Annotated in this window: 10 protein-coding genes; 4 read left to right on the top strand and 6 right to left on the bottom strand. The window is 58.6% G+C overall.

Annotation, left to right across the window (positions count from 1 at the left end; translation table 11 throughout):
• The first annotated feature begins 130 nt into the window (after positions 1-130).
• Positions 131-1033 carry an IS110 family RNA-guided transposase gene (locus MWR57_RS08540; protein WP_423124473.1) on the top strand — a complete coding sequence of 301 codons (903 nt, stop codon included), beginning with the start codon at positions 131-133 and terminating at the stop codon, positions 1031-1033.
• A 140-nt stretch (positions 1034-1173) separates the two neighbouring features.
• Here the strand turns inward: MWR57_RS08540 and MWR57_RS08545 are convergent, their stop codons facing one another.
• The 4 genes from MWR57_RS08545 to MWR57_RS08560 form a co-directional block, all read right to left on the bottom strand.
• Positions 1174-2388, bottom strand: a complete 1215-nt coding sequence (locus MWR57_RS08545) for a KamA family radical SAM protein (RefSeq protein WP_423124388.1) — start codon at positions 2386-2388, stop codon at positions 1174-1176.
• Between the two features lie 347 nt (positions 2389-2735).
• The gene (locus MWR57_RS08550) at positions 2736-5087 is read right to left on the bottom strand and encodes a response regulator (RefSeq protein WP_423124389.1); all 2352 of its coding nucleotides are present in this window, start codon (positions 5085-5087) and stop codon (positions 2736-2738) included.
• Positions 5074-5754: a YfiR family protein gene (locus MWR57_RS08555; protein WP_423124390.1), complete on the bottom strand. Its 681-nt coding sequence runs from the start codon at positions 5752-5754 to the stop codon at positions 5074-5076. Before MWR57_RS08555 ends, MWR57_RS08550 begins: the two co-directional genes overlap by 14 nt.
• A gap of 11 nt (positions 5755-5765) precedes the next feature.
• Complete coding sequence (locus MWR57_RS08560; RefSeq protein ID WP_423124391.1) at positions 5766-7835, bottom strand: TOL_0244 family TonB-dependent receptor; 2070 nt, start codon at positions 7833-7835, stop codon at positions 5766-5768.
• Positions 7836-8098: 263 nt separating this feature from the next.
• Here MWR57_RS08560 and MWR57_RS08565 point away from each other — a divergent pair, with 263 nt between their 5' ends.
• The 3 genes from MWR57_RS08565 (at position 8099) to MWR57_RS08575 (ending at position 12254) form a co-directional block, all read left to right on the top strand.
• Complete coding sequence (locus tag MWR57_RS08565; RefSeq protein ID WP_423124392.1) at positions 8099-9400, top strand: nucleoside recognition domain-containing protein; 1302 nt, start codon at positions 8099-8101, stop codon at positions 9398-9400.
• A 229-nt stretch (positions 9401-9629) separates the two neighbouring features.
• On the top strand, positions 9630-10229 hold the full coding sequence (locus MWR57_RS08570; protein ID WP_423124393.1) for a LemA family protein: 600 nt from the start codon (positions 9630-9632) through the stop codon (positions 10227-10229).
• Positions 10230-10247: 18 nt separating this feature from the next.
• The gene (locus MWR57_RS08575; protein ID WP_423124394.1) at positions 10248-12254 is read left to right on the top strand and encodes a M48 family metallopeptidase; all 2007 of its coding nucleotides are present in this window, start codon (positions 10248-10250) and stop codon (positions 12252-12254) included.
• Positions 12255-12441: 187 nt separating this feature from the next.
• Here the strand turns inward: MWR57_RS08575 and MWR57_RS08580 are convergent, their stop codons facing one another.
• Together MWR57_RS08580 and MWR57_RS08585 are read right to left on the bottom strand one after the other, a co-directional pair.
• Complete coding sequence (locus tag MWR57_RS08580) at positions 12442-12978, bottom strand: HPP family protein (RefSeq protein WP_423124395.1); 537 nt, start codon at positions 12976-12978, stop codon at positions 12442-12444.
• Positions 12975-13589, bottom strand: coding sequence for a CBS domain-containing protein (locus tag MWR57_RS08585; protein WP_423124396.1), 615 nt, complete (start codon positions 13587-13589; stop codon positions 12975-12977). Before MWR57_RS08585 ends, MWR57_RS08580 begins: the two co-directional genes overlap by 4 nt.
• Positions 13590-13612 lie beyond the last annotated feature (23 nt).

Below are 13612 nucleotides of genomic sequence, written 5' to 3' on the forward strand. Positions count from 1 at the left end.
TCCCCTGAAATGAAGAAAAGTGCATCGAAATATGGCAGAATCTCCCACAGGGTGGGTGCAAAGTTTCAAAGAACAATTTGAAAATCAGGGCTGACGGCAAGAACGCCTTCAGTGAAGACTCTTTTTCAACATCCTGTTAGACCTCCGGCTTGAACCTGCCGGAGAAAATTTGCACATCGCCTACAATGACGAGGGCATCGCTGAAATTTGTCATAGACTGACGGCCATGTCGCCGACACGAATCGTAATGGAGGCGACTGGCGGGCTGGAAACACCCTTGGCGATTGAACTCCTGGCACACTCGTTGCCGGTGTCCGTTATTAACCCCCGCCAGGCCCGGGATTTTGCCAAAGCCACCGGTCAATTGGCAAAGACTGACCGAGTAGATGCCACAGTCCTGTGTGCCTTTGCTCGCGCTATCCGACCGCCTGTGCGACCGCTTAAAGACGCTGACCTGCGCGAGCTCGATGATTTGGTGAGCAGGCGTCGCCAGTTGGTCTCGATTCGTGTTCAAGAGACCATCCGTTTGAGTAGCGCAAAGTCAAAGACTATGCAAAAAAGCCTGAAGACCCACATTGATTGGTTGAACAAACAAATAGCCAAGCTTGATGATGATTTGGGCAAACGTTTACGAACATCCGAAGCTTGGCGCATCAAGGACGATCTGTTGAGTAGTATTCCCGGTGTCGGTGCGGTGACCAGTTTAACGATGCTGGCCAAATGCCCGGAACTTGGGCAGCTCAATCGACGGGAAATAGCAAAGCTGACAGGCGTTGCTCCATTGGCGAACGACAGCGGAAAACATCGCGGTAAGCGTTTTATCTGGGGCGGACGTGCCGATGTGCGAGCTGTCTTGTACATGGCCACCGTTTCGGCAATTCGCTGTAATGTTGCCATCAAAGCGTTTGCCGAACGCCTCAAAAAGACAGGAAAACCTGCCAAGGTAGTCATCGTTGCCTGTATGCGTAAGCTATTGACCATTATGAACGCCATGTTGAAAAATAATGCTCCTTGGACGCTAAAAACTACTTGACCTTAAACACGGTTGCTCTCCCCTTGCGGGAGAGGGTTAGGGAGAGGGGGAATCAGCTATGAGCCCGGCAGATTGGAGCTTCACCCACCCCTGGCCCCCTCCCGTCGAGGGAGGGGGTATTCGATTCGGGCATAGCTTCATCAGCTTGCCCGGCCGGCCGCGCCGATCAGGTCGGGATAGCGGTAAACCTTGCCCTCGTAGTTGCGCAGCAAAAGGTCGTTGCCCTCGCGACCGACCACGGTTTCCGGGAGGAGCGGAATCTTGCCCCCGCCTCCCGGCGCGTCGATCACATAGTTGGGTACGGCATAGCCCGAGGTATGGCCGCGCAGCCCTTGGTAAATCTCCAGCCCCTTGGAAACCGGGGTGCGGAAATGGGCCGAGCCGATAATGGGGTCGCACTGGTACAGGTAATAGGGCTTGACCCGGATCTTTACCAGCCCGTGCATGAGCTGCCGCATGGTGTCCAGGGAATCGTTGATCCCGGAGAGGAGCACGGTCTGGCTGCCCAGGGGAATGCCCGCATCGGCGAGCATGGCGCAGGCCCTGGTCGCTTCCTCGGTCAGCTCGTCGGGATGGGTGCAGTGGATGCTTATCCACAGCGGGTGATGTTTTTTCAGCATACCCACCAGCTCGGGCGTGATGCGCTGGGGCAGGACCATGGGCGCCTTGGTGCCGATGCGGATCATCTCCACGTGCGGGATCTGCCGTAGCCGGCTCAGCAGCCAGTCCAACTGTTCGTCGGCCATGGTAAGCGGGTCGCCGCCGGAAAGCAGCACGTCGCGGATGTTCGGATTGGCCGCGATGTAGGCGATGGCTTTCTGCCAGCGGGCCGGACTGTGGCTCTTGCGGCGACCGACCATCCGGGAGCGGGTGCAGTAGCGGCAGTAGCTCGAACAGTAGTCGGTGACCAGAAAAAGGACGCGGTCGGGATAGCGGTGCACCAGGCCGGGCACCGGGCTGTGGTTCTCCTCGCCCAGGGGGTCGTGCTCCTCGCCTTGGGAAACCAGGAGCTCGTTGACCGTCGGCACCATGGTGCGACGGAGGGGCTGCCTGGGATCGTCAGGGGAAATGAGGCTGGCGTAATAGGGGGTTATGGCCAGGGGCAGGGTGGCGCCATTGAAGGCCATGGCCTGCCGCTCGCTGTCCGAGAGGTCTATGAGCTTGCCGAGTTTTTTGAGGCTGGTGATGCGATTGCGAAGCTGCCAGCGCCAGTCGTGCCAGTCATCGTCGGTGGCGGAGGAAAAATGGCGTTGGCGGAAGGTCTGGGAGGGTGGTTGGCTGGGAAACGGAAAAGCGGTTGGGCAACACCCTGGAGGTTCCTCTTGCTCTTCAAGATCTATAACCTTTTGTTGCATCGTTTTTCTCCTTGCTGGCTGTTCGGTGGAGCTCGGGAAAAGAACAAATAATTTCAAAATGATATCGCTGATATCCGCAGGCGGCTCAACGTATTTGACTGAACCAGTTTATGCTTATTGCACGGAAAAGTGTCAAGAAAAAAAACAGGTCCGCTGTTTTTTTTAACTCTTTGTTTTTTTGTAGTTTTTTGCTTTGTTGGTTGGCGGGTTTGCCGAGGGTGCGGGAGGGGGGATTGAAGGATAGTTCTAACTATTTAAAATAACTTGCAATAATTTAAAGGGCTCCTGGAGGCCAAAGGGCTTGGGGTCACGCCGCAAAAGCCGTATTCGCTGCGAGCGTGAGTATTTCAGGAACCGTGGCCGGTCCGGGTGGGCGGGATCTCTTCAAGGATTTTCCTGAACTCGCCAATGATGATCGGTTTGGAGATATAGGCGTCCATGCCGGCGGTCACGCATTTTTCGCTGTACCCCTTCATGGCATGAGCGGTCAGGGCAACGATGGGGATGTGTCTGTCTGTTCCCTGTTCCAGGGAACGAATTTTCGCGGTTGCCTCAAAGCCGTCCATCTCCGGCATCTGCACATCCATCAGGATCACATCGAAGTGTTCCGCCCGGTATTTTTCGAGGGCTTCCAGGCCATTGTTGGCGACGACCACGGAATGCCCTTCTTTTTTGAGCAACCCTTGCGCCACTTTTTGATTCACCAGATTGTCCTCGGCCAGCAGGATATGGAGTGTTTTCTGTGTCTCTTCGCCTTGAGGCGTTTCGACGGCAGGCTCAAGACGTTCCGCCCGGACAAAAACGGTGGAGATGCTCTTGAGCAGATCCTTGTGCCGGCACGGCTTGAGCAGATAGGCGTGCACCCCGAGGCGGTTGCTTCGCTCCTTGTCCTCCGGCAACCCCGCGGAGGTGAGAATGATCACCGGCAGTTGGGTCAACCGAGGATGCTGCCGGATTTTTTCAATCAGGGTGAAGCCGTCCATGTCCGGCATCTGGATGTCGACGATGGCCAGGGCGAAGGGCGTTCCTGCGTCCAGGTGTTCCTGCAAAACCTGCAACGCCTCCGCGCCGCCGGAAACAGTCCGCGCTCGCATGCCAAGGTGCGTAAGTTTTTGCAGCAGAATCTTTTGGTTGATGGGGTTGTCGTCCACGACCAAAATGGATTTTCCCTCCAGGAAGGCAGGAGATGCCTGCGGAATGGCTTTTTCCCCAGACTGCTTTTGGCAGAGGATGGTGAAGAAAAAGGTGGAGCCGGCATTGGGAGTGCTTTCCAGCCAGATGCGTCCTCCCATGAGGTGGACCAGGCGGGAAGAGATGGAGAGCCCCAGGCCGGTGCCGCCGAATTTTCTGGCCATGGTGCTGTCCACCTGGCTGAAGGCTTCGAAAATCTTTTGCTGCTTGTCTTCGGGGATGCCGATGCCTTGGTCGGAAACGGAAAACAGCAATTCAACGGCGCCATCGTACTCGCCCTTAAGCTGCACATCCAAGAGGATTTGGCCGGATTCGGTGAACTTGATGCTGTTGCCCAGGAGGTTGGTCAACACCTGCTGGAGGCGGAAGGCATCGCCAATGAGGAATTCAGGAACATCCTCCTCGATGTGGCAGACCAGTTCCAGTTTTTTCTCGTGCGCCCGGCCCGCCAGTTCCTGCGTGGTATCCTCGACGGTTTCCCGAAGATTGAAGTCGCCCGTGGTGATGTCCAGCTTGTGCGCCTCGATCTTGGAGAAATCGAGAATATCGTTGATCACCTGGATGAGGCGGCTGGCCGAAAGGTCGATGGTTTCCAGATAATCCCGTTGTTCATCGGTCAATTCGGTTTGCAGGGCCAGTTGGGTCATGCCGATGACGCCGTTCATGGGGGTGCGGATTTCATGGCTCATATTGGCAAGAAATTCCGACTTTGCCTGGCTTGCCGCCTCCGCCGCCTCCTTGGCCAGGACAAGATCGCGGGTCCGCTCCTCGACCTTCAGTTCAAGATCGCTGTGTGCCAGGGTGAGCGCTTGATCCCGGATTTCAATTTCATTGAGCATTTCATTAAAGCCCATGGTCAGCGCGCCGATCTCGTCCTTGTTTTTCACCGGAGCCCGCAAGGAATAATCCTGATCCCGAGTAACCCCGCGAATTGTCGCGGCAAGCTGTTCTATGGGTTTGGTGAAAATCCGCTGGAGCTTCCCCGTGATGATCCAGACCAGGAAAAAAGTTGTCCCCATGACCAGGAGGGCGACCAGAAAATACCGCTTGAGCAGGATCTGTTCATGGTGGAGATCGGAGCGGACAAAGATCAGGCCAACGGTTTTGCCCCCAAGCTCTATCTCCGTAAGGAAATCGACGGAGTTTTTGCCAAAGACCGGGCTATTGACGGGGATCGCCGGCGGCTGAAAACCGGCCGCATCCTTGCCGTAGACGGCAAAGACCCGCTGGTCCGGAGTGAGGATGGCGGCATACCGGATGCTGGGTTCGGCGCGCAGCGCCAGCAGGGTTTCCGTGGCGGCATCCTGATCGGAAAAAACCACGGTGGATTTTGCGTTTTCCGCGGTTGCTTTTGTTAATACGGCCAAATTATTGGCCAGGACATGCCGAAAAGTGAAAAACTCGTAGGAAAACATGGCGATATTGACAAAAAGCAGCACTCCCCCGGTGACGAGCATGATGATGAGCAGAAGTTTTTTTCTGATCGGGAGGCGGTTAAAGTATTCCATGGTCCCTTGCTGTTTCCTGATTCAGGCGCAGGTTCGAGGTGATGGTGCTGGGGGAGGTGGCGCGGAGGGGTCTGTCGTAATCTATTGCCGACTGCTCCGGGCCAACGGCAAGCATGAGCAGCCGCGAACTGATTTTAAGCTCGGCTTTTTCCGTTGAGGCCGGATTGATCTGGAACTTGATTTTGGCGCCTTTTTGCACAAAATTGATGTCGCCGCCCAGGGTGATGAAATTTTTCTCCTCGCCCACGGTTATCACCGGTTTTCCCTTGAGCTGGGCCAGCACCTTGGCCAGGTCGGGATTTTTATAGGATTCCAGGAAAAAAACCATGTGCGCCTTGTCAAGATCCTCTACCGAGTTGGTCGTGATGATTTTCAGGGGCCGCACGCCGACGGTGCTGTTGTGCAGGGCATGTTCAATGGCGCGGTTTTTCTCTCCGTTGCCGACAATCACCAAAATATAGGGGCTTTTCGGGGAATCAAAAGAACGGTCCGGCCATTTGATGAAGTTGAAGAAATTGTAAAGAAAGCCGGCCTTGAGCTCATACTCTTCATAGCCCGCCCCATGTGCCGCGCCAAACGGCAGGCAGAGGAGAAACAGAAGCGCGAACACCGCGAAGATCCGCTTGCCGTCGGGGTTCGTCTTGGGCTGTGAAGGGTTTGGCGCCATGGATTCCTAACCTAGAAGGTCATGCGTACTTGCGCATAGACGCTGCGCTCAATTTCCGAGGGAATGGTGTTGATGAACAAATAACCGAATTCGGGCTGGGCGTTATCCAGCAGATTCTGGCCCACCAGGGAGAGTTCGACCGTGGGGTTGACCTGCCAGGCGACCCGGGCGTCCAGCGTGACATAGTTGTCGATGCCATAGGTCGGCAGGTTGTCCACATAGCGCAGCCAGGTGTCCAGGGTGATGTCGGAGCGGAGGTTCATCATGGACCGCAGCGAGACCTGGTTGCGGGGGCTTTCCCCTTCGGCATCCTCGCTGGCAAAAAGACCCTGGCCTGTCTCCTGCAGATCCAGGCGCAGGTAGGTGTAGGCCAATTGCAGCCGCCACCAGTCCAGGGGCTTGGCGTCGGCCACCAGCTCGAAGCCGTAGGTGTTGCCCTCCATGGTGTTTCCGGCCTCATAGTTGAGCTGATAGAACAAGGCCGGGTCGCCGCTGTTGTTCGCGGTAATAAAGTTCGCCGAGGCAGGGGTTGTCCGCAACCGGCTATAGTCGTTGAGAAAGGCGGTCAGGTCGAAGGCCAGCGCTTCATGGATCTGAGTCCGGTAGCCTACTTCGTAGGCAATGAGTTTTTCGGACTTGAAATCCTCATTGCCGTTAATGACAATCTCCGCCAATCCCGGACCAGGAGGAAGGAAGGGGATTGCCGCGCTGGGAGCAATGGCGCTGCTGATGCGGATATCGTGTTCGGCCTGGGAGGGGGTCCGCACCGCCTGGCTCACCGCACCCCAGAAGGTATGATGCTTGTGCGGGGTAAAGAGCAGCCGGCCGTTGGGCTGGACCTCATAGCCGGTGAAGTCGTTGTGCTCGAACTTGGAGCCCAGGGTGAGGCGGAGCAGATCGTCGACCAGGGTGATTTCATCCTGGACAAAGGCGCTGAGCAGCATATCGGTTCGACTGGCCGGAGCAAAGGAGAAGGTTTGGCTGTTTTCCAAGGAGTCGCGGGTATAACGGTAGCCCAATCCCCAGGTCAGCTCCTGTTTTGTGGTGGCCTGAAAGCGGTGCTGGAATTCGAGATCAGCCGTGCTCCGTTCGTCGCCCAGCAGCCGGTCGTTGCTCCTGGCCAGATCATAATAGGCCTGCAGGGTCATTTCCGAGTTGTCTTTCCCTTTTTTGGTCAGCCGGGTCAGGAGATCTCCGCCCCGAATGTTGCTGGGGTTGCTGATGTCGGTTGTGTAGGGCGGGCTTGTGGCGGGAATGTTCGTTGTGGCGTCCGCATTGCCGTTGTAAGCGTCCCCTTGGATGGTGAACGTGTAAGGGGACTCGAGGGCTCCGCTGTCCACCCGGAAGCCGCCGCGCCACTGGTACCAGTCGTCATCGGCCTTGGTGCCGTCGGCAAAGGCCATATCGTCGCGGTAGAAATTTTTTCCGTACACCCGATAGGTGGTGTGGTCATTGATTTTTCCGCCATGGCGGGCGGTGCCGAACCCCTTTTCCTCGCTGCCGGTTCCCGCGGTGAGCAGGGTGCCCTGGGTGTCCGCCGAGTGTTTGGTGATGATGTTGATGACGCCGTTGACCGCGTTGGCCCCCCACAGGCTGGCCCCCGGCCCCCGGATCACCTCGATCCGTTCTATATCCTCAAGAACGGTGTCCTGGGCATTCCACAGGACTCCGGAAAAAAGCGGATTGTACACGGTGCGGCCATCCATGAGCACCAGCAGTTTGTTGGCGGAAAAGGCATTGAACCCCCGGCTGGTGATGGCCCATTTGTTGGCGTCTATCCGCGCCACTTGGAGGCCGGGCACCATGCGCAGGATTTCCGGGATGCTGGTGGCGCCGGAACGCTTTATGTCTTCCTGGCTGACCACAAAAACAGCGGCCGCAGCCTCGCTGGCCTTTTCGGTTTTTTTGGAAACCGAGGTGATTTCCACGGCAAGCAGCTCTTCAAGGGAAAGCGCGGTAATATTGGCGCGGGCCGCCCAGCACGGCTGGCTGGCGGCCATGAGCATGGAGAGTGCCGCCAGGGTGGTTGCCTTGCGGGAAAGGGGCCTTTTTTTTCGGTGGAACGAGCGGATGCCTGCCATCGTTGCGCCTCGTGTGTTGTGCCCTGCGGCAGAGTGAAGGTGCGACCATGTTGTGAGATAAGGAAAGCATTTCAACTCTTTTCCCGTTGTCCCGGCAAGCGGGAGCGTGGACCGGCGCCATGGAAAGATGCGCATCGACAGCCGTATGCTAATAAGTGTATCAGAAGCTGTGTGAAAATGGAAAAATAAAGCCTGGCTTTTTGGCCGGGGTTTTGATTACCTAGGGTTGCTCTTTTTTTCACCCAGGGCAGACAGGGGAAGGCATGAAACAAAAAGCTTCGGTTATCAATATTATCTGGTTGTCCATGGTTGTGCTGGCCACGGTGACCGCCAGCTATACCAACCGGATGGACGCCCTTACCAGCGCCTCGTTCGAATCGGCCAAGGATGCGGTTACGCTGGCCATCGGCCTGATCGGGCCCATGGCCCTCTGGCTGGGGATCATGAAGGTGGCCGAGGCCGGGGGGCTGATGCGCATCGTGGCCCACCGGGTGCGGCCGTTGATGGTCCGGTTGTTTCCCGACGTGCCCCACGATCATCCGGCCATGAGCGCCATGATCATGAACATGGCGGCCAACGCCCTGGGCTTGGGCAACGCGGCCACGCCCATGGGGATCAAGGCCATGCAGGAGCTGGAGAAGCTCGCCCCGGAAAAGGGCACGGCCACCAACGCCATGTGCCTCTTTTTGGCGATCAACACCTCCAGCGTCACCTTGCTGCCCCTGGGGGTGATCACCATCCGGGCCGCCGCGGGCGCAGCGAGCCCGGCCGCCATTTTCATCCCTTCGCTTATCGCCACCACCTGTTCCACCATCGCGGCCATTGTGGCGGCCAAGATGCTGGCCCGCAACAATGGCGCGGTGGAGTTCCCTGTGCAGGCCACCCAGGAGACAGCACCAATCGAGGCAGAGGCCAGCGGTGAGCCGGAGCTGTATCCGCCCGGCGCGGCAGGGAAATGGTTCGTCTGGTTGCTGGTTGCCGCCTTTGCCGGAGGAGCGGTGTATCAATTGAGCAGCGCCGAGGCGCCGCTGGCCTTTTCCGCCGCCGGCCTCAACAGCCTGTCGAGCTGGCTGATTCCGGCCCTGATCTCCGGGCTGCTCATCTTCGGCTATCTGCGAGGGGTGCGGATCTATGAAACCCTCACCGACGGGGCCAAGGAAGGGTTTACCACCGCCATGCGCATCATCCCCTTCATGGTGGCGATCTTTGTCGCCATCGGCATGTTCCGGGCCAGCGGGGCCATGGATATCCTGGTTGGTGTCCTCTCGCCCGTTACCTCCGCGGTGGGCATGCCGGCCGAGGCCCTGGCCATGGGGCTGCTGCGCCCCCTTTCCGGCAGCGGCTCCTTCGCCTTCATGAGCGAGATCGTCCAACAGTCGCCGGACAGCATCGTTGCCGCCATGGTTTCGGTGATCCAGGGCTCCAGCGAAACCACCCTCTATGTGCTGGCCGTGTACTTCGGGGCCATCGGCATCCGGCGCACCCGCCACGCCCTGCCCGCCGCGCTCTGCGGCGAAACCGTGGGGCTCATCGCCGCGGTGACCGTCTGCAATCTCTGGTTTTAGCAGGGTGTTGAAAAACTCGTTTTTCGATGCCCTGCGTGCGATCCAGGGATGGATCGCCAATTTCGACGAGTCCTAACTCGTTGAAATTGTGAGATCGGACAGAATTTACTTCTGACCGATCGTGGTTGAAAAAAGCCAGGACGGCTTTTTTCAACATCCTGTTAGAACAGTGTGGCCATAACAGTGCTGATGTGACGGTTGGTATCACGCAAGAAGAAAGGAGGACGCGATGGCTGGTCTGAGCCTGGGGGGAATTGTCTTTTTGGCGGTGCTGGTGGTGATGATTGTCTGGGTGGTCGGGATCTACAACCGGTTGGTGGGGCTGCGCAACCGCTTCAAAAACAGCTTTGCCCAGATCGATGTGCAGTTGAAGCGGCGCTACGATCTCATCCCCAATCTGGTGGCCGTGGCCAAGGAGTACATCACCCACGAACGGGAAACCCTGGAGGCGGTCATTGCCGCCCGCAATCAGGCCTCTGGCGCGGAGAAGCAGGCTGCCGCCGATCCGGGCAACGCCGCGGCCATCCAGGGGATGATCGCGGCGGAGGGTGCGCTCTCCACCACCCTGGGCCGTCTTTTTGCCCTGGTGGAGTCCTATCCCGATCTCAAGGCCAACCAGAACATGATGCAATTGAGCGAGGAGCTGAGCTCCACGGAAAACCGGATCGCCTTTGCCCGCCAGGCCTTCAACGACGCGGTCATGACCTACAACACCGGGCGCGAGCTCTTCCCCGCCGTGCTTTTTGCCGGGATCTTCGGCTTTGAGCCCGCGCAGTTCCTGGAGCTTGAGGAGACAAAAGAGCGCGAGGCGCCCAAGGTCGCCTTCTGAGCCTCCGGTCGAGCAACGATGCGGGATTTTTTTGAACAGCAGCACCTCGCCCGGCGGAAGACCTTCCGGCTGGTTGTGTATTTTGCCGTGGCCGTATCCCTGGTCGTGGGGCTGGTTACGCTCTTCCTCTATCTGCTGGCCACCTTCAACCCGGGCCGTCTCTATGTCTCGGTGACCCCTTTCAACCTCTCCCCCAGCCAGTGGGATCTCGCCTTGATGGGCAAAATCGCCATGGTGGTTCTGGCCCTGATCCTTGTCGGCACCGTCTACAAGTACCTGCGGCTGCGCAGCGGCGGCGGCAGCCTCATAGCCCAGCTCCTGGGCGGGCGGGTCGTCTACCCCGATACCAACGATTTTCACGAACGCCGTTTGCTGAACATCGTCGAGGAGATGGCCATTGCCTCGGGGATTACGGTGCCTGCGGTCTATCTGCTCGACCGGGAATCCGGGATCAACGCCTTTGCCGCCGGGTTTTCCCAGGAGGACACGGTGATCGGCGTCACCAGGGGGGCGGTGCAGTATCTCACCCGGGAAGAATTGCAGGGGGTGATCGCCCATGAATTCAGCCATATCCTCTACGGCGATATGGCGATCAATCTCCGGCTCCAGGGGCTCCTGCACGGTATTTTGGTCATCGGGTTGTTGGGCGAGATACTGCTCAAAAGCGCCTTTTCCACGGATCGCGAGGGGGAGCGCGGCAAAGGCAATGGGCAGGGCACCGGCGGTTTTTATGCGATAGTGATCGGGGTTGTCCTGGTTATCCTGGGCTACACCGGGGTGTTTATTGCCAAGCTCATCAAAAGCGCGGTGGCCCGGCAGCGGGAATTTTTGGCGGATGCGGCGGCGGTGCAGTTTACCAGAAATCCCCTGGGGCTTGCCGGAGCGCTCAAAAAAATCGGCGGCTTGTCCGCCGGGTCGAAAATCCGCGACGCGCATGCCTCGGAGATCAGCCACATGTTTTTCGGCAATGGTCTCAGCGAAAGCTGGTTCAATATTTTTTCCACCCACCCGCCCCTATTGGCCAGAATTAAGCGGCTTGATCCGGAATTCCGGGGGGATTTTCCGGCGCGGGTCGCCCCGGCCCCGATCACCGAGGAAGAGGCCTTGATGCATGCAGCGCCCGCCGGACAGCCTGGCGGTGTGTCGGGCGAAGTTCCAGCCTCCGGGGATGGACGGCATGTCTTCGTCCATTCCCTGGCCGCGGGCCGTCCCCTGAAAGAGGCGATCGCCGCTCCGCACGGGGAGCATCTGCGTCTGGCCAGGGAGATGATCGACAGCATCCCCTCTCCGGTCCGGGCTGCGGCCAGGAACGGTTTCGGGGCCAGGGCGGTGGTGTACGGCCTTCTCCTTGACCCTGGTAAGGATCTCCGGGCAAAACAACTTTCGGTTCTGGAAAAAGAGGCGGACCCGGAGGTGCGTCAGGAGCTTATGCACCTCCTGCCCGCCCTGGATGGGCTTCTTGCGGAGATCCGGCTGCCCTTGGTGGATCTGGCCATACCGGCCTTGAAAAGCCTTTCCCCAGACCAGTATGGGGCGTTCAAGCGAACCGTTGACCGGCTCATGCAGGCCGACGGCCGGATCGGCCTGTTCGAATACGCATTGCACCATGTGCTGCTTCGGCATCTGGAGCCGCACTTCCACCCGCAGCCAGACTCCGTGCTCCCGGCCCGGTCTCTTGCCCAGATGCGCGACGAAATTTCCTGCATGCTCTCGCTTGTGTCCCGGCTGGGGCATGGGGATGAGGAGCTGGCCAGAAAGTCGCTGATGCAGGCGGTCCGGGTTTTTGGCAAGGAGATGAAGCTGTTTGCCTACCGGCCCGCTTCGGAATGTTCGTTCGCGGGGTTTGACAATGCCCTGAAAATTCTTGCCAAGGGCGGGATCGAGACTAGGCAACAGGTTCTTGCCGCGGCCCTGGATTGCATGACCTACGACGAAAAGATCACCATCCGCGAGGCCGAGCTGTTCCGCGCCATGGCCGAGGCGCTCAACTGCCCGGTGCCGCCCTGGCTGACCGTGGCGAGCTAGGTAAACTGGCCGGCAGCACCGCATCTGCTTTGTCATCGGCTGGCTCGTGTGCACTAGCACACTTCGCCGGCCTCTTGGTCGGCACTGCTGCCGACAATTGACACACGTATCTGCGGCACTGCCGGCCAGTTTCCCGATCTGTGGGTTGCTCAGTTTTCACCCTGCGTTGGATAGTTACGTTTTTGCCTCACCACCAGAATTCGGGGTATCGCCTTGTTTTCGGAATGTTGTTCACGAGAAGCGCGATCACCAGCATGATGCAGGCCCCGGCCCCGGCGGGAACAATTGCATAGAGATAGCCCATGGCGTAGATCTTTTCGCTGCCGATCACGGCGATGAGGGCGGTGGCGCCGCCCGGCGGGTGCAGGGTTTTGGTGAGGTGCATCACGGCGATAGCCGTGGCCACGGCCACCGCCGCTGCCAGCCACATGTGCGGAGCCAGCATTTTGTAGCTGGCCACCCCGATCAGCGCCGAAAGTATATGGCCGCCGAGGAGATTGCGCGGCTGGGCCAGGGGGCTTTTTATGGCGCCGTAGATCAACACCGCCGAAGCGCCGAAGGAGCCGATCAGCATGAGCAGGTCCGATTGGGGCAAGAGATTGTAGTTGATGAACGCCACCGCACCAATGCCGAGAAAAGCGCCGATCCAGGACCAGAAAATCTCGGACAGGCTGACCCGGGGCGGGCTTGTCGTTGTGCCGCGCATCTTGTCGAAATAGTTCATGAAATCCCCTTGTCCGGAAAAGCGTGCATGAGATCGCTGCGGGTGAGAATGCCCAGCAGCCGGTTCTTGGTGTCCGTCACCGGTATCCGGTTGATGCCTTTTTCCCGCATCAGGGTGCCGGCTTCGTGCAACAGGGCGGTTTCTAAAACCGTGACCACGGGGGTGGTCATGATTTCCCCTGCGGTTGTGCCGCGGATGCAGAGCGCGGGGCAACCTCCCGAGGCAAGGCTGTTGGCGATCAGGGCCATGCAGGAGGTCTGGCTGCCGTCACCCATGTTGCGGAAAAAATCCCGCTCCGAAAGGATGCCGACCACGGTGCCATCTTCCTGCACCACGGGAAGACCGGTGATGTGGTGTTTGGCCATGCGCGCCGCCGCCTCGGCCAGGGGAGTGGCGGGGAGAACCGTTATGACCTCTCGGGTCATGATCTCGGTGACACGCAAACTGTTGTATAACCGCGTTTCCGCATGCTCATAGGCGAGGAGATAGAGTTCCTTGAAATCCCCGGCCGAGATGTCGAGATAGCCGGGGATTTTTTTCATCGCCTCGTAGACATCTTCGTCGGAGAGAAGTTCTGCCGGGTTGGGCGCGGGACTGGTTCGTTGCGACATCAGCGGTTCCCCCTTGTGCTGAA

The organism is Hydrosulfovibrio ferrireducens (assembly GCF_046883345.1).
Lineage (GTDB): Bacteria > Desulfobacterota > Desulfobulbia > Desulfobulbales > Desulfurivibrionaceae > Thiovibrio > Thiovibrio ferrireducens.

Coding starts and splice junctions, on each gene's coding strand:
- MWR57_RS08545 (WP_423124388.1), bottom strand. CDS start 2,388: ATGCAACAAAAGGTTATAGATCTTGAAGAGCAAGAGGAACCTCCAGGG.
- MWR57_RS08550 (WP_423124389.1), bottom strand. CDS start 5,087: ATGGAATACTTTAACCGCCTCCCGATCAGAAAAAAACTTCTGCTCATC.
- MWR57_RS08575 (WP_423124394.1), top strand. CDS start 10,248: ATGCGGGATTTTTTTGAACAGCAGCACCTCGCCCGGCGGAAGACCTTC.
- MWR57_RS08585 (WP_423124396.1), bottom strand. CDS start 13,589: ATGTCGCAACGAACCAGTCCCGCGCCCAACCCGGCAGAACTTCTCTCC.
- MWR57_RS08565 (WP_423124392.1), top strand. CDS start 8,099: ATGAAACAAAAAGCTTCGGTTATCAATATTATCTGGTTGTCCATGGTT.
- MWR57_RS08580 (WP_423124395.1), bottom strand. CDS start 12,978: ATGAACTATTTCGACAAGATGCGCGGCACAACGACAAGCCCGCCCCGG.
- MWR57_RS08555 (WP_423124390.1), bottom strand. CDS start 5,754: ATGGCGCCAAACCCTTCACAGCCCAAGACGAACCCCGACGGCAAGCGG.
- MWR57_RS08570 (WP_423124393.1), top strand. CDS start 9,630: ATGGCTGGTCTGAGCCTGGGGGGAATTGTCTTTTTGGCGGTGCTGGTG.
- MWR57_RS08560 (WP_423124391.1), bottom strand. CDS start 7,835: ATGGCAGGCATCCGCTCGTTCCACCGAAAAAAAAGGCCCCTTTCCCGC.